The organism is Pseudomonas rubra, from assembly GCF_028656935.1.
Lineage (GTDB): Bacteria > Pseudomonadota > Gammaproteobacteria > Pseudomonadales > Pseudomonadaceae > Aquipseudomonas > Aquipseudomonas rubra.
Window position 1 is genome coordinate 239,185 of the sequence record NZ_JAMDGZ010000002.1, and the last position, 24,689, is coordinate 263,873.

24 protein-coding genes and 1 other RNA gene are annotated in these 24,689 nt (G+C 63.0%); 12 read left to right on the forward strand and 13 right to left on the reverse strand.

From position 1 onward, the window contains the following. The first annotated feature begins 108 nt into the window (after nucleotides 1-108). Entirely contained in the window at nucleotides 109-1,500 is a 1,392-nt protein-coding gene (locus M5G17_RS01855) for a CYTH domain-containing protein (protein ID WP_273891312.1), read from the forward strand. A gap of 3 nt (nucleotides 1,501-1,503) precedes the next feature. On the opposite strand, the gene M5G17_RS01860 is transcribed toward M5G17_RS01855, so the two are convergent. Continuing rightward, the gene (locus M5G17_RS01860; RefSeq protein ID WP_010221186.1) at nucleotides 1,504-1,974 is read right to left on the reverse strand and encodes an Lrp/AsnC family transcriptional regulator; all 471 of its coding nucleotides are present in this window, start codon (nucleotides 1,972-1,974) and stop codon (nucleotides 1,504-1,506) included. Nucleotides 1,975-2,100: 126 nt separating this feature from the next. Between M5G17_RS01860 and M5G17_RS01865 the strand changes: the two genes are divergently transcribed. The 3 genes from M5G17_RS01865 to M5G17_RS01875 all read left to right on the forward strand — a co-directional run bounded on the left by M5G17_RS01865 (nucleotide 2,101) and on the right by M5G17_RS01875 (nucleotide 4,580). Continuing rightward, entirely contained in the window at nucleotides 2,101-2,421 is a 321-nt protein-coding gene (locus tag M5G17_RS01865; RefSeq protein WP_273891313.1) for a hypothetical protein, read from the forward strand. An 85-nt stretch (nucleotides 2,422-2,506) separates the two neighbouring features. Beyond that, the gene (locus M5G17_RS01870) at nucleotides 2,507-4,174 is read left to right on the forward strand and encodes a GspE/PulE family protein (protein ID WP_273891314.1); all 1,668 of its coding nucleotides are present in this window, start codon (nucleotides 2,507-2,509) and stop codon (nucleotides 4,172-4,174) included. A 91-nt stretch (nucleotides 4,175-4,265) separates the two neighbouring features. Then, on the forward strand, nucleotides 4,266-4,580 hold the full coding sequence (locus tag M5G17_RS01875) for a DUF2388 domain-containing protein (protein WP_273891315.1): 315 nt from the start codon (nucleotides 4,266-4,268) through the stop codon (nucleotides 4,578-4,580). Nucleotides 4,581-4,660: 80 nt separating this feature from the next. Here M5G17_RS01875 and gcvP read toward each other — a convergent pair whose 3' ends face one another. The 10 genes from gcvP to M5G17_RS01925 form a co-directional block, all read right to left on the reverse strand. Further along, a complete protein-coding gene (gene gcvP, locus M5G17_RS01880) occupies nucleotides 4,661-7,534 on the reverse strand; it encodes an aminomethyl-transferring glycine dehydrogenase (protein ID WP_273891316.1) in 2,874 nt (957 codons plus the stop codon). 79 nt (nucleotides 7,535-7,613) lie between these two features. After that, the gene (gene gcvH, locus M5G17_RS01885; RefSeq protein WP_273891317.1) at nucleotides 7,614-7,997 is read right to left on the reverse strand and encodes a glycine cleavage system protein GcvH; all 384 of its coding nucleotides are present in this window, start codon (nucleotides 7,995-7,997) and stop codon (nucleotides 7,614-7,616) included. Between the two features lie 48 nt (nucleotides 7,998-8,045). Then, nucleotides 8,046-9,128, reverse strand: a complete 1,083-nt coding sequence (gene gcvT, locus M5G17_RS01890; RefSeq protein WP_273891318.1) for a glycine cleavage system aminomethyltransferase GcvT — start codon at nucleotides 9,126-9,128, stop codon at nucleotides 8,046-8,048. A 121-nt stretch (nucleotides 9,129-9,249) separates the two neighbouring features. Next, nucleotides 9,250-10,872, reverse strand: a complete 1,623-nt coding sequence (locus tag M5G17_RS01895) for an ABC transporter permease (protein WP_273891319.1) — start codon at nucleotides 10,870-10,872, stop codon at nucleotides 9,250-9,252. 154 nt (nucleotides 10,873-11,026) lie between these two features. Continuing rightward, the gene (locus tag M5G17_RS01900; protein WP_273891320.1) at nucleotides 11,027-12,028 is read right to left on the reverse strand and encodes an extracellular solute-binding protein; all 1,002 of its coding nucleotides are present in this window, start codon (nucleotides 12,026-12,028) and stop codon (nucleotides 11,027-11,029) included. A gap of 102 nt (nucleotides 12,029-12,130) precedes the next feature. Next, a complete protein-coding gene (locus tag M5G17_RS01905) occupies nucleotides 12,131-13,348 on the reverse strand; it encodes a 2-octaprenyl-3-methyl-6-methoxy-1,4-benzoquinol hydroxylase (RefSeq protein ID WP_273891378.1) in 1,218 nt (405 codons plus the stop codon). 9 nt (nucleotides 13,349-13,357) lie between these two features. After that, a complete protein-coding gene (locus tag M5G17_RS01910; protein ID WP_273891321.1) occupies nucleotides 13,358-13,840 on the reverse strand; it encodes a DUF4442 domain-containing protein in 483 nt (160 codons plus the stop codon). Between the two features lie 2 nt (nucleotides 13,841-13,842). After that, nucleotides 13,843-15,036, reverse strand: a complete 1,194-nt coding sequence (ubiH, locus tag M5G17_RS01915; RefSeq protein ID WP_273891322.1) for a 2-octaprenyl-6-methoxyphenyl hydroxylase — start codon at nucleotides 15,034-15,036, stop codon at nucleotides 13,843-13,845. Further along, nucleotides 15,033-16,367, reverse strand: coding sequence for a Xaa-Pro aminopeptidase (gene pepP, locus M5G17_RS01920; protein WP_273891323.1), 1,335 nt, complete (start codon nucleotides 16,365-16,367; stop codon nucleotides 15,033-15,035). Before pepP ends, ubiH begins: the two co-directional genes overlap by 4 nt. A 22-nt stretch (nucleotides 16,368-16,389) precedes the next feature. Beyond that, nucleotides 16,390-16,944 carry a YecA/YgfB family protein gene (locus M5G17_RS01925; protein WP_273891324.1) on the reverse strand — a complete coding sequence of 185 codons (555 nt, stop codon included), beginning with the start codon at nucleotides 16,942-16,944 and terminating at the stop codon, nucleotides 16,390-16,392. 152 nt (nucleotides 16,945-17,096) lie between these two features. On the opposite strand from M5G17_RS01925, the gene M5G17_RS01930 reads away from it, so the two are divergent. From M5G17_RS01930 to M5G17_RS01945, 4 genes are all read left to right on the forward strand, one after another. After that, a complete protein-coding gene (locus M5G17_RS01930; protein WP_010221172.1) occupies nucleotides 17,097-17,306 on the forward strand; it encodes a TIGR02449 family protein in 210 nt (69 codons plus the stop codon). Next, nucleotides 17,303-17,620, forward strand: coding sequence for a cell division protein ZapA (locus M5G17_RS01935; protein ID WP_130261953.1), 318 nt, complete (start codon nucleotides 17,303-17,305; stop codon nucleotides 17,618-17,620). The genes M5G17_RS01930 and M5G17_RS01935 overlap by 4 nt, the downstream gene beginning before the upstream one ends. An 18-nt stretch (nucleotides 17,621-17,638) precedes the next feature. Continuing rightward, nucleotides 17,639-17,816: non-coding RNA, 6S RNA (ssrS, locus tag M5G17_RS01940), on the forward strand. An 80-nt stretch (nucleotides 17,817-17,896) separates the two neighbouring features. Next, nucleotides 17,897-18,505, forward strand: coding sequence for a 5-formyltetrahydrofolate cyclo-ligase (locus tag M5G17_RS01945; protein ID WP_273891325.1), 609 nt, complete (start codon nucleotides 17,897-17,899; stop codon nucleotides 18,503-18,505). Between the two features lie 18 nt (nucleotides 18,506-18,523). Here the strand turns inward: M5G17_RS01945 and M5G17_RS01950 are convergent, their stop codons facing one another. Continuing rightward, the gene (locus tag M5G17_RS01950; RefSeq protein ID WP_165392175.1) at nucleotides 18,524-18,664 is read right to left on the reverse strand and encodes a hypothetical protein; all 141 of its coding nucleotides are present in this window, start codon (nucleotides 18,662-18,664) and stop codon (nucleotides 18,524-18,526) included. 178 nt (nucleotides 18,665-18,842) lie between these two features. On the opposite strand from M5G17_RS01950, the gene M5G17_RS01955 reads away from it, so the two are divergent. From M5G17_RS01955 to M5G17_RS01970, 4 genes are all read left to right on the forward strand, one after another. Continuing rightward, nucleotides 18,843-19,292: an EVE domain-containing protein gene (locus M5G17_RS01955; RefSeq protein WP_273891326.1), complete on the forward strand. Its 450-nt coding sequence runs from the start codon at nucleotides 18,843-18,845 to the stop codon at nucleotides 19,290-19,292. Between the two features lie 96 nt (nucleotides 19,293-19,388). Then, complete coding sequence (locus tag M5G17_RS01960; RefSeq protein WP_420793340.1) at nucleotides 19,389-20,354, forward strand: HlyD family secretion protein; 966 nt, start codon at nucleotides 19,389-19,391, stop codon at nucleotides 20,352-20,354. Continuing rightward, on the forward strand, nucleotides 20,351-23,074 hold the full coding sequence (rbbA, locus tag M5G17_RS01965) for a ribosome-associated ATPase/putative transporter RbbA (RefSeq protein WP_273891327.1): 2,724 nt from the start codon (nucleotides 20,351-20,353) through the stop codon (nucleotides 23,072-23,074). The genes M5G17_RS01960 and rbbA overlap by 4 nt, the downstream gene beginning before the upstream one ends. Continuing rightward, the gene (locus tag M5G17_RS01970; protein ID WP_273891329.1) at nucleotides 23,074-24,189 is read left to right on the forward strand and encodes an ABC transporter permease; all 1,116 of its coding nucleotides are present in this window, start codon (nucleotides 23,074-23,076) and stop codon (nucleotides 24,187-24,189) included. The genes rbbA and M5G17_RS01970 overlap by 1 nt, the downstream gene beginning before the upstream one ends. Here M5G17_RS01970 and M5G17_RS01975 read toward each other — a convergent pair whose 3' ends face one another. Then, entirely contained in the window at nucleotides 24,190-24,594 is a 405-nt protein-coding gene (locus tag M5G17_RS01975) for a flagellar basal body-associated protein FliL (protein WP_273891331.1), read from the reverse strand. Between the last annotated feature and the right edge of the window lie 95 nt (nucleotides 24,595-24,689).

Sequence of the window (24,689 nt, forward strand, 5' to 3'; positions counted from 1 at the left end):
AAGCTCATCATAGGGCCATCCGGCACCGGGAATAAACCGCCGCGAGCCGACTCCTGTACACTGCACCCCCAAGACGCTCCCTGTCATCCGAGCCTGGATTACCCAGCAATGCATAAAGAAACCGAAATCAAACTGCGGGTCAGCCGCGAGACCCTCGCCGCCCTGCGTGAACACCCATTGCTGAACAAGCGCAACAAGTCCGGGTGGCAGAGCCGCGAACTGCTCAACCAGTACTTCGACACCCCGGAACGCGACCTGGCCGCCGCCAAGGTCGCCCTGCGCCTGCGCCGTGACGGTGATGTGGTTATCCAGACCCTCAAGACCCGCGGCCAGAGCGTTGCCGGCCTGTCCCTGCGTAACGAGCACGAATGGCAGCTGCCCAAGGCCAAGCTGGACCTGAAAAAGCTCGACGACACTTGCTGGCCGGCCGAACTCGCCGACGTCGACAAAAAGACCATCAAAGCCCTGTTCACCACCGATTTCACCCGCGAATACGCAGAAATCGCCTGGGGTCGTGGCAAGGCCAAGGTCGTGATCGAAGCCGCGCTGGATCTGGGCACGGTTGTCGCGGGCAAGCACAAGGAAGCCATCTGCGAGCTGGAGCTGGAACTGCGTGAAGGCGCCCCCGAAGCGTTGCTGGAACTGGCCGCCGAGCTGTCTGCCAGCCTGCCGCTGTTCCCGTGCGACATCAGCAAGGCCGAGCGCGGCTACCGCCTGCTCGACCCGGCCAGCTATGCATTGAGCCTGCCGGCTGCGCAACTGAGCGCCGAGATGCCACTGGACGACGCTTTCGCCGCCCTGGCTCTGCAACTGCTTGGCGCCAGCCAGCGCCTGGCCGAACAGTACCATTTCACCGGCCACTGGCGCCTGCTGCAAGATTGGGTTCAGGTCCTGGCAGAGCTGCGTGCCCTGCTCAGCAGCCTGGGCCAGGCCGCCCCGCGTCCGACCACCGCTGCCCTGCGCAGCAGCCTCGACGCCCTGCTCGAAGATTGGCGCCCATTGGTACTGGCCGGCAACGACGACGAAGACGTTCGCCGTGCAGCACCTGAGCAGTTCGCCGAAGAGCTGCTGGACACTCGCTGGGGTCAGTTCTCCCTGGAAGCATCGCGCTGGCTGCTGGCCCGTGGCTGGACCGTCGAGCGCAACAAGCGTGGCGATCGCCAAGGCGCCGCACAACTGGCCAACTGGCTGAACGTGCTGCTGGCCGACGAAGCCAAGGCCTTGAACCTGCCGCTGTATCATCGCCAACCCGAAGACCTGGCCGAACAGCTGCCGCGCATCGAGCGCCTGCTGGCCTGGCTGCACCATGCCCGTCAAGTGCTGGAGAGCCCCGACCTGGACCGTCTGTTCGGCGAGCTGAACAAGCTGCAGGAGCTTGCCAACCTACCAATCAGCGACGAAGTAGAGGCTGACGTGCGCACCGAGGTCCTTGATGCCCGTGCCCAGCAGGCCATGGCCGTGTTCCAGAGCCGCGGCTGGAAGCACCTGCTGCGCAAGTAAGGCTCAGGGCAGTACTGGCAGACTCGTCGTGGACTTGATTTCAGACAAGGCCACGGTCGAGTTGACCTCCTGGATCCCCGGCACCATCGACAGCTTTTCGAAGAAGAACCGTTCGTAGGCTTCGATGTCCGGGGTGACAATGCGCAATAGAAAGTCCACTGCGCCCATCAGCACATAACATTCCAGCACTTCCGGGAAACCACGGATTGCCTCGGTGAACTCGGTGAAGTTGGAGCGCCCGTGGGCGTTGAGTTTGACCTCGGCGAAAATCTGCGTGTTCAGGCCGATCTTCTTGCGATCGAGCAGGGTCACCTGGGCGCGAATCACCCCCTCTTCTTTCAAGCGCTGTATGCGCCGCCAGCATGGCGATTGCGACAAGCCCACGCGCTCGGCAATCTGCGCACTGGAAAGCGAGGCATCGTCCTGCAACAAGGCCAGAATCCGCCGATCATAGGCGTCCAGTTCGCTATGCATGATTATTTCTCCAAAGCTGATATCTACGAATTAAATTATTCAATTAGCGGCGATATCCAACAATCATAGAGAAGAAATACCCCGGCTTGCATGTAAAAATTTCTCCACTTTCTTCGGAGAACCCCCATGAGCGCACTCGAACGGCTCGACAGCCCTTTAATGCCCTTGCGCAACGATGTCTGGGCCGCCTACAACCTACACAGCGATGTCCGCTACCAACTGCAGATAGAAGCCGAGCCCGACAGCCTGTGCCGGGTGCTCAACCTGTTTGCCTTGCAGTTCCTGCTACCGCATCGGGTCAACGTCGAGCAACAGGATGACCTGCTCAACGTCGACATCGGCATCAGCGGCCTGAGCTGGCACCGCGCCGAACTGATTGCGCAAAAAATGCGCAACCTGATCTGCGTCACCGAGGTGCGCTTGAGCGAGCCCGGAAAAGCCTGGTAACCCTTGTTCACGCGCAAGGCCCCGGCCTGCACCTAACCTTGTTCAGGCCATCACTGTCGGTGGCGCGGCAAGGAAGCCTGCACTCATGCACACCCTCGGCGAAGATCGCTGGCTTGACCTGGATACCCTGCTTGGCGAACTGTTGGCCGAGCAGCTCATCAGCCCAATCGATCGCAGCCACTTCCCGCCTATGCAGCGCAACCAGCATCCACTGGAGTGGATCGCCAGCCAGCAGCTTGCTGAGCGCCTTGATCTGAATACCCTGTGCCAATGGCTGGCCGGGCAGGCTGGCCAGCCTTACCTGCATATTGATCCCCTGGAAACCGACCTTGCCCGGCTCACCGGTCTTATGTCCGCAGGCTTCGCCCGGCGCCACGGCATCCTCGCGGTGGCTGCCGACGCCCACAGCGTCACCATCGCCAGCGCGCAACCCTATGTACGCGCCTGGGAAGCGGACCTGGCCCAGGTACTGCACCGGCCGATCAAACGCGTGCTGGCAAGCCCGGTGCAGATCCGCCAGCTCAGCCAGACGTTCTTCCAGGTCGCACAATCGGTCAGCGGCGCCAGCCTGCAACAGTCAACGCCGACGGCAGCGGACAATCTCGAACAGTTGCTTGAACTTGGCGCTCGCGGTTCTGAAGCGCAAGCCAACGATGCGCATATCGTCAGCATCGTCGACTGGCTGTTGCAGTACGCCTTCGAGCAGCGCGCCAGCGATATCCACCTCGAGCCCCGGCGCGATCAGGGTCAGCTGCGTTTTCGCATCGACGGCGTGCTGCATCCGGTCTACCAGTTCCCGGCACCCGTGACGTTAGCGGTGGTCAGCCGCCTGAAAAGCCTGGGGCGCATGAACGTCGCAGAAAAGCGCCGCCCCCAGGACGGTCGGATCAAGACCCGCCTACCGGGCGGAGTAGAGGTCGAGCTGCGGCTGTCGACCCTGCCCACCACCTTCGGTGAAAAGCTGGTGCTGCGCGTCTTCGACCCGCAACTGCTGCAACAGGATTTTGCCCAACTGGGCCTTGATGGCGACGACCTCGGACGCTGGCTGACCATGCTCGATCATCGCCACGGCATCATTCTGGTTACCGGGCCCACCGGCTCGGGCAAGACCAGCACCCTTTACGCCAGTCTCAAGCACCTGGCCACCCCGCAAATCAACCTGTGTACCGTCGAAGACCCGATCGAGATGGTTGAACCGGCCTTCAACCAGTTGCAGGTGCAAGCAGCCATCGACCTGGACTTTGCCGCTGGCACCCGCGCCCTGCTGCGCCAGGACCCGGATGTGATCATGATCGGCGAGATACGCGACCTGGAAACCGCTCAAGTGGCGATCCAGGCCGCCCTAACCGGGCACCTGGTGCTCTCGACACTGCACACCAACGACGCCTGTGGCGCCGTGACCCGCTTGCTGGAACTGGGCATCGCGCCCTACCTGCTCAAGGCCAGCTTGATCGGGGTCATGGCCCAGCGCCTAGTGCGGACCCTGTGCAAGCACTGCAAGGGACCGCAGCCAAGTGATCAGCCGGTGGGGTGTCGAGAATGCCGACAGACCGGGTATCACGGCCGTAGCGCCCTCTTCGAGTTGCTGAGTGTGGGGGATGCGTTCAGGTCGCGCATCGAACATGACACTGACCTGCTGAGCCTGCGCCAGCTGGCGCTCAATGAAGGGATGAAGAGCCTCAAGCAAAGTGGCATGGATAAAGTCGAAACAGGACAGACGAGCATGGCGGAAGTGCTTCGTGTCACGGCCTGAAACGCTCGCCAAACCTTTTACCAGGCCAGGGAACTAGAGTCGCGTAAACCCGATCAAAGCCCCCAGTTCACCTACGTTGGAGTCACCCCGAATGCGCTTCAAACTTGCAGCCGCAACCCTTGCCCTGCTCTGCCTGCCGGTTGGATCTGCCATGGCCGATACCTTCTGGCGCAACGTCATCTCGTCCGGCGCCACCACCGCGTCCTCTTACCTGACCTCCAAGGATCACAAACTGGTCGTGGCGGCCCAGGATGACGCCGGCAGCTTTGTCGCCAGCGAAGGCGCAATTCGTGGCCCGTACCTGGAAGCGGCAATGCACAAAGTCCGCGCCGACAACCCGGGTTTGAACGTCAGCGATATGGAACTGGCCAATGCAATTCTGGCCAAGAATGCGGTAGCTGAGTAACAAACCTCAAAGGCATCGCGGGTCAAGCCCGCTCCTACAAACCTGTAGGAGCGGGCTTGACCCGCGATGTGCCATACCGCTTAACGGTAGTCATCCACCGGCACACAAGCACAAAATAGATTCCTGTCCCCATACACATTGTCGACCCGATTCACCGCAGGCCAGTACTTGTGCATCCGCGCATGGGCACTGGGCGCCACGCCCTGGGCAATGCTGTAAGGCCGTTCCCACACTCCGAGCACATCTTCAAGCGTATGCGGCGCATGCTTGAGCGGGTTGTCCTCCGCCGGCCAGTTACCCTCCTGAACCTCGCGGATCTCGGCGCGAATGCTCAGCATTGCCTCGACAAAACGATCCAGCTCGGCCTTCGACTCACTCTCGGTCGGCTCGACCATCAAGGTCCCCGGCACCGGGAATGACATGGTCGGTGCGTGGAAGCCGTAATCCATCAAGCGCTTGGCCACATCCTCCTCGCTGATCCCGGTCAGGGCCTTCAGTGGACGCAGATCGAGAATGCACTCATGGGCCACCCGTTCGTTACGGCCACGGTAGAGCACCGGAAAAGCACCAGCCAACTGTTCGGCCAGGTAGTTGGCCGAGAGAATCGCCACCTCACTGGCATCGGCCAGTTGCGGGCCCATCATGGCGATGTACATCCAGCTGATCGGCAAGATGCTCGCACTGCCCCAGGGTGCGGCACTGACCGCAGTGTTCTGCGGGTCGGGCCCGGGTATCGGCACCACCGGGTGACTGGCGACAAAGGGCGCCAGGTGCGCACGAACACCAATCGGCCCCATGCCCGGACCACCACCACCGTGGGGGATGCAAAAGGTCTTGTGCAGGTTCATGTGCGAAACGTCGGCGCCAATGTCCGCCGGCCGCGCCAGGCCGACCTGGGCGTTGAGGTTGGCGCCGTCCATGTACACCTGGCCACCGTGCTTGTGGATAACTTCGCAGATCTCGCTGATGCCCTCCTCGTACACACCGTGGGTCGAAGGGTAAGTGGCCATCAGACACGACAGCTGTTCGCCAGCCGCCTGTGCCTTGGCCTTGAGGTCGGCCAGGTCGACGTTGCCGGCCTGGTCGCACTCGACGATCACCACGCGCATCCCGGCCATCTGCGCCGAAGCCGGGTTGGTACCGTGGGCCGAGGCCGGGATCAGGCAGATATCGCGCTGTGGCTGGTGGCGGCTGCGGTGGTACTTGGCGATTGCCATCAGCCCGGCGTACTCACCTTGGGCGCCAGAGTTGGGCTGCATGCAGATAGCATCGAAGCCGGTGATTGCGCACAACCAGCTCTCCAGCTCGTCGATCATCGCCTTGTAACCCTGTACCTGGGCTGCCGGCGCAAAGGGATGCAACAGAGCAAAGCCCGGCCAGGTAATCGGGATCATCTCGCTGCTGGCATTGAGCTTCATGGTGCACGACCCCAGCGGAATCATTGACTGGTTCAGCGCCAGGTCCTTGTTCTCCAGCTGTTTGAGGTAGCGCAGCATCTCGGTTTCGCTGTGGTGCAGGTTGAACACCGGGTGGCTGAGGAAGGCCGAGCGTCGCACCAGTGCCGGCGGAATGCCTTCGGGCTGCGCCAGGGCATCGAGGGTGGCGATATCCAGCCCGTGGTCGGCACCCAGGAAGATATCGAACAGGCGCATGACCGTGCCTTCGTCGCAGGTTTCGTCAAGGCTCACGCCCAGTTGCCCGCGACCGAGTATCCGCAGGTTGACCTGCGCCGCCTCGGCGCTCTGGATGATTGCCGTCTGACTGCCGCCGACTTCCAGGGTCAGGGTGTCGAAGAAGTGTTCATTGAGGCGCTTGATGCCTTTGCTCTCAAGGCCTGCAGCCAGCACGAAGGTCAGCGCATGCACACGCTGGGCAATACGCTGCAAACCTTGCGGGCCGTGATACACCGCATAGAACGCCGCAATATTGGCCAGCAGCACCTGGGCCGTGCAGATGTTGGAGTTGGCCTTCTCGCGGCGGATATGCTGCTCGCGGGTCTGCAGGGCCATGCGCAGCGCGGTATTGCCCCGGGCATCCTTGGAAACACCAATGATGCGCCCCGGCATGGCCCGTTTGAACTCGTCACGGCAGGCAAAAAACGCCGCATGCGGGCCACCAAAGCCCATGGGCACGCCAAAACGCTGGGACGAGCCCAGCACCACGTCGGCGCCCTGCTCGCCCGGCGGCATCAGCATCACCAGGCTGAGCAGATCAGCCGCGACGCAGGCCAGTGCCTGTTGGGCATGCAGCTGGGTAATCAAAGGGCGCAGGTCACGCACTTCGCCATGGGTGTCGGGGTACTGCAGCAAGGCCCCGAATACCGTGTGCTTGGCGAGGTTATCCACAGTGTCGATGATCAGCTCGAAGCCAAAGCCCTCGGCGCGTGTTTGCAGCACCGAAAGGGTTTGCGGGTGACAGTGCTCATCGGCGAAGAAGGCATTGCTTTTCGACTTGGCCATACGCTTGGCCAGGGCCATGGCCTCTGCCGCAGCAGTGGCTTCGTCGAGTAACGAGGCGTTGGCCAGGTCCAGGCCGGTGAGGTCGATGATCATCTGCTGGAAATTGAGCAAGGCTTCCAGGCGGCCCTGGGCGATTTCCGGTTGGTACGGGGTGTAGGCGGTGTACCAGCCCGGGTTTTCCAGGACGTTGCGCAAAATGACCGTGGGGGTGACGGTGCCGTGGTAGCCCATGCCGATCAGGCTGGTCCACACCTGGTTCTGCTCGGCATAGCCCTTGAGCCGGGCCAGGGCGGCCTGCTCATCGAGGGCAGCGGGCAATTCCAGCGGCCGGTTCAGGCGGATGCCCGGTGGCACGGTCTGCTCAATCAGTTCGCGGCGGCTGCCAACTCCAAGGGTGGCGAGCATGGCCTGCTGCTCCAAGGCATCGGGCCCCAGGTGGCGACGCAGGAAAGGATTGCGGTCTTGCAGTTGGCTCAGGGACGGCGACTGGGACATAGCGGCTCTCTCTTCCTCGACCAAGCCTCGAGCGCTCGAGGCATATTGAGTCTAGGAAGAGATTGCCGCCTGCGTGAAACTATTCGCCAATGGCGGCTTGATAGCCGGCGGCGTCGAGCAGTTTGTCCAGCTCGGCCTTGTCGCTTGGCTTGAGCTTGAAGATCCAGCTGCCGTAAGGATCGTTGTTCAGTTCCTCAGGGCTGTCGGCCAGTTCATCGTTGACCGCGATCACTTCACCGCCAACCGGTGCGTAGATGTCCGATGCGGCCTTGACCGACTCGACCACACCTGCAGCGTCGCCAGCGGCAAAGACCTTGCCGACTTCCACCAGCTCGACGAACACCACGTCACCCAGGGCTTGCTGAGCGTGGTCGCTGATCCCGACAGTCACAGTGCCATCGGCTTCGAGCCGGGCCCATTCGTGGCTTTCGGCAAAACGCAGGTCGGCGGGGATATTACTCATAATTGTTGTCCTCGATTGGCTCAGCGGTTTGGCCCGCCAGAAATAGGTTCAGATCAGGATCTTGCCATGGCGCACGAAGGTCGGCCTGACCACCCGCACCGGGTACCACTTGCCGCGAATCTCCACCTCGGCACGGTCGGCGGTGGCCATCGGCACCCGCGCCAGGGCAATGGATTTGCTCAGCGTAGGAGAGAAACTACCACTGGTGATCTCACCTTCGCCAATCCCAGCGACACGAACCACCTGGTGGGCACGTAAAACCCCGCGTTCTTCGAGCACCAGGCCGACCAGTTTCTGCTCCACGCCATGCTCGATTTCACCCAGCAAGCCTTGGCGCCCGATGAAACTGCGCTCCGCCGGCTCCCAGGCGACACTCCAGCCCAGATTCGAGGTCAGCGGTGTATGGTCTTCGTCGATATCCTGGCCATACAGGTTCATCCCCGCCTCCAGGCGCAAGGTGTCGCGCGCACCAAGGCCGCTGGGGGCGATGCCAGCGCCGACCAGGTCGTTGAAGAACGCCGGGGCCTGCACTGCCGGGAAGATGATTTCCAGGCCATCCTCACCGGTGTAACCGGTGCGGGCTATGAACCAGTCACCGTCGGCCAGGCCTTCGAAGGGCTTGAGTTCACGGATCAGCGCGGCGCGTGCGGCGCTCACCAACTCCGCGACCTTTTCTCGCGCATGCGGGCCCTGGATAGCGAGAATGGCCAACTCCGGGCGCTCGTTCAGCTCGACTTCGAAACCGGTCATGCGCGCCTGCAACCAGGCCAGATCCTTGTCGCGGGTCGAAGCGTTGACCACCAGACGGTAACCGTCTTCGCAACGGTAGACGATCATGTCGTCGATCACCCCGCCCTGCTCGTTGAGCATGGTGCTGTACAGGGCTTTGCCGGTGGCGTGCAGACGATCTACATCATTGGCCAGCACCTGCTGCAGCCAGACGCCAGCCTGAGCGCCGCGGATATCGATCACGGTCATATGGGATACATCGAATACCCCGCAGGCCTGGCGCACCTGATGGTGCTCCTCGACCTGCGAGCCATAGTGCAGGGGCATATCCCAACCGCCAAAATCGACCATCTTGGCGCCGAGAGCCAAGTGCAGGTCATACAGAGGCGTACGCTGTCCCATGGGTTTCTCCTTCCGGGCGTGGCGAGGCTACGGCGGCTGGCAGCGATGCAGCTACCCGGTCTGTAGGACCGGCCGCAGCGAATGCCGCGCATTGTAGCCGCAAGGACGCAGCCTTACACCCTCAGCGCGTTTGACCCGGGTGCTGGGCCGAACGTCGAATCAGGCCGATGACCGGCAACAGGCCGACCAGCACCAGTGTCAGCGCCGGTAACGAGGCCCGCGCCCACTCCCCCTCACTGGTCATCTCGAACACCCGAACCGCCAGGGTATCCCAGCCGAAGGGGCGCATCAGCAGGGTCGCCGGCATCTCCTTGAGCACGTCGACAAACACCAGCAGCGCCGCACTCAAGGCACCGGGTACCAGCAAAGGTAGATACACCTTGCAAAACAATCTCGGGCCGCCAACACCCAGGCTGCGGGAAGCCTCCGGCAAAGACGGACGAATCCGCTCCAGGCTGTTTTCCAGCGGGCCGTAGGCTACGGCGATAAAGCGCACCAGGTACGCCAGCAGCAAGGCCGACAGGCTGCCGAGCAGCAACGGCTTGCCGGCACCTCCCAGCCAGTTGGAAAGCGGCACCACCAGTTGGTTATCGAGGTAACTGAAGGCAAGCATGATCGACACCGCCAATACCGAGCCGGGCAAGGCATAGCCCAGGTTGGCCAGGCCGACGCCTGCGCGAATCCCCGGGGTTGGCGCCTGACGCCTGGCGAACGCCAGCACCAGGGCAACACAGACCGTGATCAGCGCTGCCATGCCGCCCAGGTAGAGGGTATGCAGGATCAACCCGGCGTAGCGCTCATCGAGGTCGAAACGCCCGCGCTGCCAGAACCACGCCACCAGTTGCAGCATCGGCACCACGAAGGCGCAGGCGAACACCAGCACACACCAGCTGCTGGCGGCCAATGCCTTGACGCCACGCAGGTGGTATAGCGCCTTGCCCCGTGGCCGTTCATTACTACTGCGCACCGCACCGCGGGCACGCCGTTCGCCGTACAGCACCAACATCACCGCCAGCAACAGCAGGCTGGCCAGCTGGGCAGCGCTGGAAAGGCTGAAGAAGCCATACCAGGTCTTGTAGATGGCCGTGGTGAAGGTGTCGAAGTTGAACACTGAGACTGCGCCAAAATCCGCCAGGGTCTCCATCAGCGCCAGCGCCACACCCGCACCGATGGCCGGCCGTGCCATGGGCATGGCGACCCGCCAGAATGCCTGCAAGGGTGATAGCCCGAGCACCCGTGCAGCCTCCATCAGGCCTTTGCCCTGGGCCAGAAAGGCATTACGCGCCAACAGGTAGACGTACGGGTAGAACACCAGCACCAGCACGGTGATCACCCCACCGGTGGAACGCACCCGTGGCAAACGCATGGGCCCGAACCACTCGCGCAGCAAGGTTTGCACTGGCCCGGCGAAATCCAGCAGACCGACGAAGACGAACGCCAATACATAGGCCGGAATCGCGAAGGGCAGCATCAACGCCCAGTCGAGCCAGCGTCGCCCGGGGAATTCACACAGGCTGGTGAGCCAGGCCAGGCTCACCCCCAGCACCGTCACACCGACACCCACACCGAGGATCAACGTCAGGGTGTTGCCCAGCAGGCGGCTCATCTGGGTGTCGAGCAGGTGCGACCAGATCTGCAGGTCGACCGCCTGCCAGGACAGCAGCAGCACGCTCAGCGGCAGCAGTACCAGGGCGGCGATGCTGAAGACCAGGGGGTACCAGCGGCGTTGGGCGGGGTGGGCCAAAAGTGAAATCTCTATGGGGATGATTGCGACCGCGTTGCGGTCGATCGCTGGCAAGCCAGCTCCCACAGTGAAAAGAGAGCACCGCTATCCGTGTGGGAGCTGGCTTGCCAGCGATTGGGGCCCGATAGGGCCCCGCAAGGATAAAGCCTGGCGCTTAGTTCCAGCCAGCCCGATCCATCAGGCGGATGGCTTCGGCCTGGCGTTTGCCGGCCACTTCCACAGGAATGCTGTCGGCCTTGAAGGTGCCCCAGGCGGCCACTTCTTCCGATGGCGCAACAGTCGGGTTAGCCGGGAACTCCTGGTTTACACCAGCGAAGATCTTCTGCGCCTCGGCGCCGGTCATCCATTCAACCAGCTTCTTCGCCGCCTCAGGATGCGGCGCATGCTTGGTCAGGCCAATACCCGAAAGGTTGACGTGCACGCCACGGTCAGCCTGGTTGGGCCAGAACAGTTTGACCGCCAGCTTGGGGTTTTCCTTGTGCAGGCGACCGTAGTAGTAGGTGTTGACGATACCGACATCGCATTGGCCGGCATTGATCGCCTGCAGCAACGCCGTGTCATCGGAGAACACGTCGGTGGACAGGTTGTTGACCCAGCCCTTAATGATCTCTTCGGTTTTCTTCTCGCCATGGGTTTCGATCAAGGTGGCGGTCAGCGACTGGTTGTAGACCTTCTTCGCAGTACGCAGGCACAGGCGACCTTCCCAGTTCTTGTCGGCCAGGGCTTCGTAGGTGCTCAGCTCTTCGGGTTTGACCCGCTCGGTGGAGTAGGCGATGGTCCGCGCGCGCAGGCTCAGGCCGGTCCAGTCGTGGGACGAGGCGCGGTATTGGGCCGGGATATTTTTATCGATGATGTCCGACTTGATCGGCTGCAGGATACCCATCTGCTCGGCCTGCCAGAGGTTACCGGCATCGACGGTGAGCAGCAGGTCGGCGGTGGCGTTCTCGCCCTCGGCCTTGATCCGCTGCATCAGCGGCGCTTCCTTGTCGGTGATGAACTTGATCTTCACCCCGGTCTCTTTGGTGTAGGCGTCGAACACCGGCTTGATCAGCTCGTCGATCCGCGAGGAATACACCACCACCTCGTCCGCCGCCTGGGCGGCAGTGCCGAACAGAGTCAGAGCCAGGGCGGCCAGTACGTGCTTGCGTGGCAACATGGTGCGGTCCTCGGAAGTCATGAGAGGCGCAAATGGTAGTTAATCCTATTTGGCTTCTCAACCGAACTGACAAGGGAGGAGTTACCAGATGTTGCGGGGCCCTCAGGCCCGCGCCAGTTCCGGCAGGTCACCGCTCAAACCCAGGGCCTGGCGCACGAACAACGCCTTGGCTTCGGGCAGTTGCTCGACCCACTTCAAGCCACTGTTGCGCAGCCAGCGCAAGGGCAACGGGTCGGCCTGGAACAGGCGCTCGAAGCCTTCCATTGCCGCCATCAGGGCCAGGTTGTGCGGCATGCGCCGGCGTTCGAAACGGCTCAACACGCGAACATCGGCCAGGCGTTCGCCTCGCTCGTAGGCATGTTGCAGCTCTTCGGCCAGCACCGCGGCATCAAGAAAGCCGAGGTTCACACCCTGCCCGGCCAACGGGTGAATGGTGTGCGCGGCATCGCCTATCAGCGCCAGGCCTTCGGCCACGTAGCGTTTGGCGTGACGCTGGCGCAGAGGCACGCAGACCCGCGGATCAGCCTGCAACACGCCACCCAGGCGCCCTTCGAAGGCGCGTTCGAGCTCAGCGCAGAACGCTTCGTCGCCCAAGGCCATCAAGTGCTCAGCCTGCTCCGGCGTGGTCGACCAGACGATCGAGCACCAGTCCTGCTGTCCGTCGCGCAGCAGTGGCAGGAACGCCAGCGGCCCTTCGTCGGTAAAACGCTGCCAGGCCGTTGTCTGATGCGGCTGGGCACAACGTACGCTGGTGACGATGGCGTGGTGCAGGTAATCCCACTCACGGGTCTCACAGCCAGTCAGGCGGCGCACCGCCGAGTTGGCGCCATCAGCGGCAATCACCAGCGGTGCACGCAGGGTGCGACCGTCGGCCAGGGTCAGCAGCCAGTCGTCGCCAGAGCGGCGCATCTGCTCCAGACGGGCATTGGCCAGCAGGCCGACTTCACTGTCGTGCAGGCGCTCCAGCAGGCCGTCCTGCACCACCCGGTTTTCGACAATATGGCCAAGCACTTCGGCATGCACACTGGCCGCTGAGAAGTGGATCTGGCCGGTGCCGCTGCCATCCCACACACGCATGTCCGAGTACGGGCTCAGGCGCCGCTCGCTGATCCCCTGCCAGGCGCCCAGACGTTCGAGAATGCGCTGGCTGGCCGCCGACAAGGCGCTGACCCGCGGCTCGAACGCCGATTGCTGATCGAACGGTTTGATCGACAGCGGGCTGCCGTCGAGCAAGAGAATTTCCAGGCCGCTGTGCTGCAACGCCAGGGCCAGGGCGCTGCCGACCATACCGGCACCGACAATCAACAGATCTGCGCGCATTTCCATGCCTTAAGCCTGTCTCGCTTGCGGCTTGAGCCGCACGTAAAGGGTTTTGTCGACCCGCGCCACCAGCTCACCGGCGGCGTCACGGACATCGACCTGAAGTCGTGGCAGGTACTTTTTGCCGCCGGCGGTGTGCTGGCGGATATCGTCGAGCAGCGCATCGTCAATGCGCAGGTCGGCAAACACCGGCCCCTTGCCCGGCGACACGAAGTCGATAGCGGCAGCTTTGTCCCAGACAATGTACTCACGCCCGAGCAGTTCCATCAGCATCAGCATGTAGAACGGGTCGACCATCGAGTACAGGCTGCCGCCGAACTGGGTACCGACATAGTTGCGGTTGAACCAGCCCAGGCCCATGCGCACACGGATGTGGCGCAGGTCGGGGCTGATGCTGAGCACGCGAATGCCCGCACCCAGGTACGGCGGGTAAATGTTCAGCAGCCAGCGCAGCCTACGCGCGCGCCGGGCCAGTTTGCGCGGGTCGCTCATACTCAGCTCCGTGGGTCCGGGCGAGTTCCCAGGCCCATGGCCTGGCGGGCGAACCAGCGCTTGGCCGGGGGCAGCAGGTCAAGGCCGAGCAGGCCCAGGTTGCGGCCGGTGGCGACCAACGGCTGGGCACTGCCGAACAAGCGGGTAACCCGATCAGAGAAGCCCACGGTCAGGTCCTGATCCAGGCGCTGGCGCTCGCGGTAGGCCTGCAGGGTGGCGAAGTCCCCCGGCAAACCGGGGTTGGCCAACAGACCGTCGGCCAGTGATTGCACATCGCGCAGCGACAGGTTGAAGCCTTGCCCGGCAATCGGGTGCAAGCTGTGTGCGGCGTTACCGAGCACGACCAGATGCGGACGTACCTGCTCCTGGGCCTCGATCAGCGTCAGCGGATACAGGTGCCGGGCGCCGACCTGGCGCAGGGCGCCCAGACGGTAGCCAAATGTGTCCTGCAACTCGCTTAGGAAGCTGCGCTCGTCCAGCTCGGCCAGGCGCTTGGCGTCCATCCCGGCGCGGGTCCAGACCAGCGCGCAACGATTCTCCGGCAACGGCAGCAAGGCCATTGGCCCTTCATCGGTGAAGCGCTCGAAGGCCTGACCGCAATGGGCCTCGCTCGGGGTGATGTTGGCGATCAGGGCGCTCTGGTTGTACGGCCGCTGACTGACATGAATGCCCAGTTGTTCGCGCAGGCCGGAACGGCCGCCATCGGCCAGCACTGCAAGGTCGCACTCAAGCGTGGTGTCGTCGTTGAGCGACAACCGATAGCCGTCTTCCAGCGCCTGCATGGCGGTGACTTCCGCCGGGCAACGCCAGCTCACCACCTCGGCGTCCAGGCCCTGCCACAGGCACTGACCGAGCCAGGCGTTCTCGACCACATAGCCAAGCGCCGGCACGCCTTCTTCCAGTGCATCCAGGCGCGTGGCGCCAAAGCGACCACGGTCGGAAACCTGGATCTGACGGATCGGCTCGGCGCGGCGGCTGATCTGTTGCCACAGGCCGAGGCGCTCGTAGATTTGCCGGGTGCCGTAGGACAACGCCGAAGAGCGGGCGTCATAACTCGGCTGGAAACTGTCGCTGGGAGCAAAGGGCTCGATCAGCAGGATCTTCCAGCCGCGCGCCTTTGCGCCGGCCTGCAGGGCCAGGGCCAGGCTGGCTCCGACCAGGCCACCACCGATGATTGCGAGGTTGACCCGATTCATGCCGCGTCACTGCGCGCGGCAGCCATCAAGGCTTCGATTTCAGCGACCGTCTTGGGTACGCCGGAGGTCAGGATTTCACAGCCCTGCTTAGTTACCACTACGTCATCCTCGATTCGCACACCGATGCCGCGCCATTTTTTCGCGACACTCTGGTTATCGGCACCAACATAGATGCCAGGTTCCACGGTCAGGGCCATGCCCGGTTCGAGCACCCGCCACTGGCCGCCGACCTTGTACTCGCCGACATCGTGCACATCCATGCCCAGCCAGTGCCCGGCGCGGTGCATGTAGAAGGCCCGGTAGGCTTCGCTTTCAATCAGCTCCTGCACCTGGCCCTTGAGCAAGCCCAGTGCCACCAGGCCTTCGGTGATCACTTGCACCGTGGCCTCGTGGGCATGGTTCCAGTGCTTGCCCGGGGCAATGACGGCAAAGGCCGCTTCCTGCGCCTTGAGCACCAGCTCATAAATGGCCTTCTGTTCTGGCGAAAAACGCCCGCTAACCGGAAAGGTACGGGTGATGTCGCTGGCGTAGCAGTCGATCTCGCAACCGGCATCGATCAACACCAGGTCACCGTCCTTGAGCAGCGCGTCGTTCTCCTGGTAATGCAGGATGCAACTGTTGCGTCCGGCGGCGACGATCGAGCCGTAGGCCGGCATCTTCGCCCCGCCCTTGCGAAACTCGTAATCCAGCTCGGCTTCCAGGCTGTACTCGCGCAAACCGGCGCGGCAGGCCTGCATCGCTCGCACATGGGCACGGGCGGAAATCGCCGCGGCCTCGCGCATCACTTTCACTTCCGCCGCCGATTTATACAGGCGCATGTCGTGCAGCAGATGATCCAGGGCAACGAATTCGTTCGGCGGCTGGGCGCCGAGGCGCGCCTTGGAGCGGATCACATTGATCCACTCCATCAAGTGACGGTCGAACTCGGCGTTGCTGCCCATGGCCGAATACACCCGGTCGCGGCCCTCGATCAGGCCGGGGAGGATGTCGTCGATATCAGTGATGGGAAAGGCATCATCTGCGCCAAAGTCGCCAATCGCGCCTTCTTGACCTGCGCGCAGGCCGTCCCAGAGCTCACGTTCGGGGTTACGCTCGCGGCAGAACAGCACGTACTCGCCGTGCTCGCGGCCAGGAATCAGGGCGATCACCGCCTCGGGCTCGGGAAAGCCGCTGAGGTACTGGAAGTCGCTGTCCTGGCGGTACACGTGCTCGACGTCGCGGTTGCGGATGGCAACTGCGGCGGCGGGCAGGATGGCAATGCTGTTGGGTTCCATCTGCGCCATCAGCGCCTTGCGTCGACGGGCGTATTCCGACTTGGGGATATGGCTCATGGGCAGTGGCAATCCTGGTTGATCAGTGCAGCGAAGGTTTGGCCGCAGGTTCGACCGGCTTGGCCAGCTCGGTAAAGAGCAGCAGCGGCGCAACGCGCAGGTATTCCATGACTTCCATATAGTCGTTTTCGCCGTCTTCGGACTCTTCCAGAGCCTCCTGGATCTGGGAAATGGCAACCAGGTCGTTCAGCACGTCCTTGGCATCGGCGCTCAGTTCCAGGCCACCGGCGTTCTGGCCGAAACCGGAGAGAAAACCCTGGCACCACTGGCCAAGGGCAGCGGCTCGCTCGGCCAGCGGTGCATCATCGCCTGGCAGCAGCAGAACGATGGTGATGTCTTCACCGGACAACTCACCCTTGACCATCTCTTGCAAGCCGATCAAAGCGTTACGAACGTTGTCTGCCGGCTCGTTTTCCAGCAGGGCGGCGGCGTCTGCCAACCAGGCCTCGGCATCGAAGCCGGCACCGGCACAGCTGCGCCCGAGCAACAGCCCGTGCAGTTCGGCAGGGGAAACAGGATGCCCGTTGCTGCTGAGCAAGGTGGCGAAAGCGGTGTACGGCGAATTGGTATTGGGCATGGGCAACTAGGCGCCAGACGGCGCAATGACTAGAATGAAGACCTTGTATCCTAGCACCGGCAGGCGCGCCAAGACCATCGACGCGGCCAACTCGGGGCTGGCCAGGGCATAAACCGGGCAACCACCTGCAAGACCGAATCGAGTGGCAACCAATGCAAGAGAACGATCTGCAAGCGCTGATGGGCCGATTCGAACTGCTGATTGAGCGGGTCGAGCAACTAAAACGGCAAAACGCACTCTTATTAGCTCAGGAAAAATCCTGGCGTGAAGAGCGCGCCCACCTCATCGAAAAAAATGAAATCGCCCGGCGTAAGGTCGAATCGATGATTTTGCGACTCAAGGCCCTGGAGCAAGACTCATGAGCTCAAGCAATAGCGTCACTGTTCAAATCCTCGACAAAGAGTATTCGATCATCTGTCCGCCGGAAGAGCGCAGCAACCTGGTCAGCGCCGCGCGCTACCTGGATGGCAAGATGCGTGAGATTCGCAGCAGCGGCAAAGTCATCGGCGCCGACCGGATTGCCGTGATGGCCGCGCTGAACATTACCCACGACCTGCTGCACAACCAGGAGCGCCCAGATGTACCGGCCGCTGGCGCCACCCGCGAACAGGTCCGCGACCTGCTCGAACGCGTCGATCAGGCCTTGGCCGACGATCAAGATTCAAATAAGGGTTGAGTATCGGTATACTGGCGCCACTCCCTGGAGTGCTTGCCAGTCGGTCATGTCCCTGAGCCGATACGCACAACCACGGGGGTTGCACGTGGGGCCGGTGTGCATGTCCGCTTGACGGAAAGCCTTAACGCCTCCTGCAATCTCCACCTTGAACTTTCGGGTTCAAGGGCTACACCGACAGCGGTTCGTCGGGGAGCCTGAATTCTTTGCCTGCCCTTCTACGCAGGCAATCGAGCTGCCACCCCACGGGTGGCAGCCCTCTTTGGGACCGCCCGTGCCATGACCGACACCGCGCCGCTTACCCGCCCCCAACTTCGCCGCCTGCTTCGCGATGCCCGCCGCGCCCTGACGCCGGCCGAGCAATGCCAGGCAGCCCGTGGCCTGTACCGACAACTGGCGCAGCACCCGCTGTTTCGCCGGGCAAAGCACATCGCCCTGTACCTGCCCAATGATTGCGAAATCGACCCGCGCCTGCTGATGCGTGAAGCCCAGCGCCGTGGCAAGCGTACCTACCTGCCGGTGCTGCACGCCTGGCCGAAAACCAAGATGGTGTTCCAGCGCATCGAAGCCGGCGAGAAGCTGCGGCCCAACCGCTTTCGCATCCCCGAGCCGCATATCAATCTCGCCCGGCAACGACCGATCTGGGCGCTGGACCTGATCCTGCTGCCGCTGGTGGGTTTTGATGAAGTGGGTGGCCGGCTGGGCATGGGCGGTGGTTTCTATGACCGCAGCCTGGCCTATCAGGCCCGTCGCAAGGCCTGGAAAAAACCGTTGCTACTGGGCCTGGCCCATGAATGCCAAAAGGTCGAGCGACTGGCGCAAGCCAGTTGGGATGTGCCGCTGCAGGGGACGGTCTCGGACCGTGGCTGGTACCTGGCACCCGCATAAGGAGCGCCAGCAAGGCAATCAACGCTGTTGCGGATTGACCGGCATTTCGTAAGGGGCGTCTAGCTTGCGTTCCCAAAGGCTTTGCGCATAACCGGTAGTGACAACACCCAAACCGAACAGAAATACCAGAATCCAGAGTAAATCCGGTTTGCGATTCATCGATTGCCCCCCTCAGGCAAACTGATCACGTTGTCAGCAACGTTTTTGTTGTTGCAGCAGCGTCAAGCTTAAAATGCGCGCATTCTCCGACAACCTGAGGCGACACGCAAACGTTGACGCCAACCGACCGTCGGTTTCCTGAAACAGGTTATTTCCAACATTGTCTGGAGCAGCACCCATGGCCTATTGGCTGATGAAATCCGAGCCCGACGAACTCTCGATCAAGGACCTGGCCCGCCTGGGCGAAGCCCGCTGGGATGGCGTGCGCAACTACCAGGCGCGCAACTTCTTGCGCGCCATGGCCGTGGGTGACCAGTTCTTCTTCTACCACTCCAGCTGCCCGGAGCCAGGCATTGCCGGCATCGCCCGCATCAGCGCCGCAGCCTACCCCGACCCCACAGCACTGGACCCGCAAAGCCATTACTTCGACGCCAAGGCCAACGCAGAAAAAAACCCATGGAGTGCCGTGGACGTCGCCCATGTCGAAACCTTCGGCAAGGTTTTGCAACTGGGCTACCTCAAGCAGCAAACCGCTCTGGCCGAACTGGCACTGGTACACAAGGGCAGCCGGCTTTCGGTGATGCCGGTAACCGCCGAACAGTGGGCGGCGGTACTCGCGCTGCGCTAAACAGGGTAGGATTGCCGCTCATTTGACGAACATCAACGCACCAGGACCGGTGCGGCGTCACAATTTGACGTTAATGCCGCAAGGATTGCCTCCCCCATGTCGATGAGCCAACACACGCCCAAACTCTTCGCCGGCGCCTTGATCGCCCTGCTCCTGGCCGCAGGTGGCCTGGGCTACTGGAAATCCCTGCATGACCGCCTGCCCGAAGGTCTGAGCATGGGCAACGGCCGGCTTGAAGCCACCGAAGTGCAGATCGCCAGCAAGATCCCCGGACGCCTGGCCCAAGTGCTGGTCGATGAAGGCGATACGGTCAAGCAGGGGCAGTTGCTCGCCCGCATCGACACCCGCACCCTCGAGGCCCAACGCAGCCAGGCCGAAGCCGAAGTGCTGCGCGCCCGGGAAAACTACTCAGCCGCCCAGGCCACGGTGCAACTGCGCCAGAGCGAGCAACTGCTGGCCAGCCAGGAGCTCAAGCGCGTTCGCGAGATTTTCCAGCGCAAGTACGCCAGCCAGCAGTTGCTTGACCAACAGCAAGCCCGTTATGACACCAGCAACTCCGCCGTGCTCGCCGCCCGCGCGCAACTGGCCGCAATCAAGGCCGCCATCGGCGCCGCCGAGGCTCAGGTCGCGCAACTGACCAGCGAAATCGACGACAGCAGCCTGCGTGCACCGATCAACGGGGTGATCCAGCTACGCCTGGCCGAGCCTGGTGAAGTGCTCGGTGCCGGCGGCCGCGTACTGATGCTGATCGACCCTAGCGATCAGTACATGAACCTGTACCTGCCCGCATCCACCACCGGCCGCCTGACCGTCGGCGATCAGGCGCGCATCGTCCTTGATGCCTTGCCCGACCGGGCCTTGGCGGCGAAGATCGCCTTTGTCGCGGCCAAGGCGCAATTCACCCCCAAACAAGTGGAAACCCGCGACGAGCGCCAGAAACTGGTGTTCCGGGTCAAGCTGCGCCTGAACGAACCGAGCGCCGTGCCCCAGGCCAAACCCGGCATGCCGGGCGCAGGCTATGTGCGCACCGCTGATGTGGACTGGCCGGCCAACCTGCAATGAGCGCGCCGGCGCTGCACGCCGAGGGCATCAGCCACCGCTACGGCGGGTTGAGCGCCTTGCAGGACATCGCCTTCAGCCTGCCGGCAGGCACGCGCTGCGGCCTGATCGGCCCTGACGGCGCCGGCAAATCGAGCCTGCTCGGTCTGATCGCCGGAGTGAAAAAGCTGCAAAGCGGTGAACTGCAAGTGCTCGGCGGCTCGATCCGCCAGCGCCGTCATCGCAACAGCCTGTATCCGCGCATCGCCTTCATGCCCCAAGGGCTGGGCAATAACCTCTACCCTGAGCTGTCGATCAGCGAGAACATCCGCTTCTTCGCCACCCTGTTCGGCCTTGGCGCCAAGGAGTGCGAACAGCGCATGCATAACCTGCTACTGGCCACCGACCTGCTGCGCTTTGCCGAGCGCCCGGCGGGCAAATTGTCGGGTGGCATGAAGCAGAAGCTCGGGCTTTGCTGCGCATTGATCCACGAGCCGGACCTGTTGATCCTCGATGAACCCACCACCGGTGTCGACCCGCTATCGCGCCGGCGCTTCTGGGAGCTGGTCGAGCAAGTGCGCCAGGAGCGCCCGCAACTGACCCTGCTGGTCGCCACGGCCTACATGGAAGAAGCCGAACAGTTCGAACACTGCCTGATGCTCGACCGTGGCCGGCTGATCGCCTCGGGCTTGAGCCAAGAGCTTGCTGCCGTCACTGCCAGCCGCAAGCTCGATGACGCCTTCACCCACTTTCAAGGCGATAGCCAGCACAGCCAGCAGCCCTTGGTGATCCCGCCGCGTGATAGCGCCAATGCCGAGATCGCCATCGAAGCGCACGAACTGACCTTGCGCTTCGGCGACTTCACCGCCGTGAACAAGGTCAGCTTTGCCATCGGTCGGGGCGAGATCTTCGGCTTTCTCGGCTCCAACGGCTGTGGCAAGACCACTACCATGAAGGTGCTCACCGGCCTGATGCCGGCCAGCGAAGGCAGCGCCACCCTGCTCGGCCGCCCGGTGAACGCCAAGGACCTGGCCACGCGCAAGCGTGTCGGCTTCATGTCCCAGAGCTTCTCGCTGTATGGCGAACTGAGCGTGCGGCAGAACCTGGACCTGCATGCGCGGCTGTTCGACCTGCCCAAGTCCGAAAGCGGCCCGCGGATTGCCGAGTTGATCGAGCGCTTCGATCTTGGCGCCATCGCCGACCAGCAATCCGGCGCCCTGCCCCTGGGCTTGCGTCAGCGCCTGTCACTGGCGGTAGCGGTATTGCATCGCCCGGAAGTGCTGATCCTCGACGAACCGACCTCAGGCGTCGACCCTGCCGCGCGCGATGACTTCTGGCGCTTGCTGATCGAGTTGTCGCGAGACCAGGGGGTAACGATCTTTCTCTCCACCCACTTCATGAACGAAGCCCTGCGCTGCGATCGAATCTCGCTGATGCATGCTGGCAAGGTCCTGGCCTGCGACACCCCGGCGGCGCTGCAGCAGCAGTTCGGCGGCGCCACCCTGGAAGACGCCTTCGTCACCTGCCTGGAACAGGCCCAGGGCGCCAGCGAAGCTTGCGTGGCAAGCACCGAGTTGCAGACCCCGGCCGGTGCTGCGCCCCTGCACTTGCGCCAAGGCTTCAGCGTGAAGCGCCTGTTCGCCGTCGCCACCCGCGAAGGCAAGGAACTGCTGCGCGACAAGGTGCGCCTGGCTTTTGCCCTGCTCGGCGCGATGTTCATGATGGTGATCTTCGGCTACGGCATTTCCCTGGATGTGGAAAACCTTGCCTTCGCTGTCTACGACCAGGACCAGAGCCCGCAAAGCCGGGCTTACCTGGAGGCGTTCCGTGGCTCGCGGTACTTTGCCGAACAGGCGCCGATCCGCGACACCGCGCAGCTGCACAAACGCCTGCAGCGCTCGGAAATCAAACTGGCCCTGGAGATTCCACCCGGCTTTGGCCGCGACCTGCACGCCGGGCGCCAACCGGTAGTGGCCGCCTGGCTCGACGGCGGTATGCCATTCCGTGCCGAGACCAGCCGCAACTATGTCGAGGCCGTGCACCAGGCCAACCTTGAGCAACTGGCAGCGTTGAGCAGCAAGGCCCAGCCCGGGCAAAACCCGGTCCGCCTGGAGACCCGCTTTCGCTACAACCAGGACGTGGTCAGCGTGAACGCCATTGGCCCCGGAGTGATGGCGCTGATCCTGGCGTTCATCCCGGCCATGCTCACCGCACTGGGCATCGTGCGCGAGAAGGAACTGGGCTCGATCACCAACTTCTATGCCACGCCGCTGACCCGCCTGGAATTCCTGCTCGGCAAGCAGGCGCCCTACCTGGCGGTGAGCCTGATCAACCTGGCGCTGCTGGTGGCGATGAACCGCTGGCTGTTTGGCGTACCGTTCAAGGGCAGCGCCCTGGCCCTGGCCTGCGGCGGCCTGTTGTACCTGTTGGCGACCACCAGCCTGGGCCTGTTGATCTCGGCCTTTACCCGCACCCAGATCGCCGCGATCCTCGGCACCATGATCATCACCAGCCTGCCGACCATCCAGTTCTCCGGGCTGATCGTGCCGCGCTCCTCGCTCGATGGCGCCGCGGCATTGATGGGCCAGTTGTTCCCGGCCGGTTACTTTCTCGACATCGCCGTCGGCACCTTTACCAAGGCCCTAGACCTGCGCGAGCTGTGGCCACAGTGCCTGGCGCTGCTGGGCTTCTTTGTCGGCTTCACCGGCCTGAGCCTGGCCATGCTGAAAAAGCAGGAGGTCTGATGCATCGCCTGGCACATACCCTGCGTTTGGGACTCAAGGAGTTGACCAGCCTGCGCCACGACAGTGTACTGCTGTTGTTCCTGCTGTATGCCTTCAGCGTGGCGATCTACATGCCGGCCGCCGGCTCCGTGATCGGCGTACACAACGCCAGCGTCGCAGTGGTCGACGAAGACCACAGCCTGGTTTCGCGCAAACTTGCCGAAGCCTTGCAGCCGCCGGAGTTCCAGCGCGCTGTACCGCTGGCCTACAACCAGCTCGACCAGGCCATGGACAGCGGCCGCTACACCTTCGTGATCAATGTGCCGGTGAACTTCCAGACCGACCTGCTGGCCGGGCGCTCGCCAGAGTTGCAAGTCAACGTCGACGCCACCGCCATGAGCCAGGCGTTCATGGGCGCCGGTTACATTGGCCGGATCGTCGAGCGCGAATTGCGTGATTACGCCAACCAGGGCTCGACCAGCAGCGGCCCGGTCCTGCTCAGCGCCCGCGCACTGTTCAACCCCAACCTTGAGGGCGGCTGGTTCCTGGCGGTGATCCAGATCGTCAACAACATCACCATCCTGGCCATCGTGTTGACTGGCACGGCGCTGCTGCGCGAGCGTGAACACGGGACTCTCGACCACCTCTTGGTGCTGCCGCTCACCGCCCTGGAGATCATGCTGGCGAAGATCGGCAGCAATGCCCTGGTGGTGGTGCTGTGCACTTGGGTGTCGTTGGAAGTGATTGTCAAAGGGGCACTGGGAGTGCCACTGGCGGGATCGCTGGGATTGTTTCTGGCGGTGACAGCGCTGTACCTGTTCGCCAGTACCGCGCTGGGGATCTTCCTCGCCACGCTGGCGCGCTCGACTCCGCAATTTGGCCTGCTGGCAATCCCGGTAATCATCCCGATGCTATTGCTCTCGGGCGGCAGCACACCGCTGGACAGCATGCCGCAGTGGCTGCAGTGGGTCATGCAGGGATCGCCCTCGACCCACTTCGTCAGCCTCAGTGCGGCAATTTTGTTTCGCGACGCCGGGCTGGAGGTGGTGTGGCCAGACCTGGCGGCGCTCGCCGCCATTGGCCTGGCCTTTTTCGCCATTGCCCTGGCACGCTTTCGCCGCAGCCTGACGTCCTGATTACTGGACGATCAGGTTGTTGAACAACAGGTCGTCAACGGTCGGCTTGCCTTCTTCGCTTTCGAGCACTTGCTGGACCTGCTTGAGGGCTTCCTGACGCAGCTTTTCCTTGGCCTCGACGTTGCTCATGGCTTCCAGGTTCTGCTGGGTGAACAGCGCCACCAGCTGGTTGCGGATCAGCGGCTCGTGATGACGCACGGCAGCGGCAGCGGCGTCGCTGTTGACCCGCAGGGCCACATCGGCCTTGAACACCCGCAGTTTCGGGCTGCCATCGAGGGCATAGTTACCCACAAAAGGCGGGCTCAGGGAGATGTAGGAGACTTTTGGTTCCCCTTCCTTGGCTTCCTCGGCCATGGCCGCCATCGGCAGCATCAGCGCCAGTACCATCAAGATCCACGCTTTCACGAATTCGCTCCTCATACAGTTGGCGCCAGCATACCCAGCGCGCCGGTCAAACCCAAGCCCGGGCTTATGCCGGCCTATCAGGGCGGGCCATGCTC

What these genes read in the sequence shown, in the direction of transcription:
- M5G17_RS01930 (WP_010221172.1), top strand. Translation starts at nt 17,097, where the DNA reads ATGCAAGAGAACGATCTGCAAGCGCTGATGGGCCGATTCGAACTGCTG.
- ubiH (WP_273891322.1), bottom strand. Translation starts at nt 15,036, where the DNA reads ATGAATCGGGTCAACCTCGCAATCATCGGTGGTGGCCTGGTCGGAGCC.
- gcvT (WP_273891318.1), bottom strand. Translation starts at nt 9,128, where the DNA reads ATGGGACAGCGTACGCCTCTGTATGACCTGCACTTGGCTCTCGGCGCC.
- M5G17_RS01855 (WP_273891312.1), top strand. Translation starts at nt 109, where the DNA reads ATGCATAAAGAAACCGAAATCAAACTGCGGGTCAGCCGCGAGACCCTC.
- M5G17_RS01865 (WP_273891313.1), top strand. Translation starts at nt 2,101, where the DNA reads ATGAGCGCACTCGAACGGCTCGACAGCCCTTTAATGCCCTTGCGCAAC.
- M5G17_RS01925 (WP_273891324.1), bottom strand. Translation starts at nt 16,944, where the DNA reads ATGCCCAATACCAATTCGCCGTACACCGCTTTCGCCACCTTGCTCAGC.
- gcvH (WP_273891317.1), bottom strand. Translation starts at nt 7,997, where the DNA reads ATGAGTAATATCCCCGCCGACCTGCGTTTTGCCGAAAGCCACGAATGG.
- M5G17_RS01905 (WP_273891378.1), bottom strand. Translation starts at nt 13,348, where the DNA reads ATGCGCGCAGATCTGTTGATTGTCGGTGCCGGTATGGTCGGCAGCGCC.
- gcvP (WP_273891316.1), bottom strand. Translation starts at nt 7,534, where the DNA reads ATGTCCCAGTCGCCGTCCCTGAGCCAACTGCAAGACCGCAATCCTTTC.
- M5G17_RS01860 (WP_010221186.1), bottom strand. Translation starts at nt 1,974, where the DNA reads ATGCATAGCGAACTGGACGCCTATGATCGGCGGATTCTGGCCTTGTTG.
- M5G17_RS01955 (WP_273891326.1), top strand. Translation starts at nt 18,843, where the DNA reads ATGGCCTATTGGCTGATGAAATCCGAGCCCGACGAACTCTCGATCAAG.
- M5G17_RS01870 (WP_273891314.1), top strand. Translation starts at nt 2,507, where the DNA reads ATGCACACCCTCGGCGAAGATCGCTGGCTTGACCTGGATACCCTGCTT.
- rbbA (WP_273891327.1), top strand. Translation starts at nt 20,351, where the DNA reads ATGAGCGCGCCGGCGCTGCACGCCGAGGGCATCAGCCACCGCTACGGC.
- M5G17_RS01945 (WP_273891325.1), top strand. Translation starts at nt 17,897, where the DNA reads ATGACCGACACCGCGCCGCTTACCCGCCCCCAACTTCGCCGCCTGCTT.
- pepP (WP_273891323.1), bottom strand. Translation starts at nt 16,367, where the DNA reads ATGAGCCATATCCCCAAGTCGGAATACGCCCGTCGACGCAAGGCGCTG.
- M5G17_RS01935 (WP_130261953.1), top strand. Translation starts at nt 17,303, where the DNA reads ATGAGCTCAAGCAATAGCGTCACTGTTCAAATCCTCGACAAAGAGTAT.
- M5G17_RS01960 (WP_420793340.1), top strand. Translation starts at nt 19,389, where the DNA reads ATGTCGATGAGCCAACACACGCCCAAACTCTTCGCCGGCGCCTTGATC.
- M5G17_RS01970 (WP_273891329.1), top strand. Translation starts at nt 23,074, where the DNA reads ATGCATCGCCTGGCACATACCCTGCGTTTGGGACTCAAGGAGTTGACC.
- M5G17_RS01910 (WP_273891321.1), bottom strand. Translation starts at nt 13,840, where the DNA reads ATGAGCGACCCGCGCAAACTGGCCCGGCGCGCGCGTAGGCTGCGCTGG.
- M5G17_RS01950 (WP_165392175.1), bottom strand. Translation starts at nt 18,664, where the DNA reads ATGAATCGCAAACCGGATTTACTCTGGATTCTGGTATTTCTGTTCGGT.
- M5G17_RS01900 (WP_273891320.1), bottom strand. Translation starts at nt 12,028, where the DNA reads ATGTTGCCACGCAAGCACGTACTGGCCGCCCTGGCTCTGACTCTGTTC.
- M5G17_RS01875 (WP_273891315.1), top strand. Translation starts at nt 4,266, where the DNA reads ATGCGCTTCAAACTTGCAGCCGCAACCCTTGCCCTGCTCTGCCTGCCG.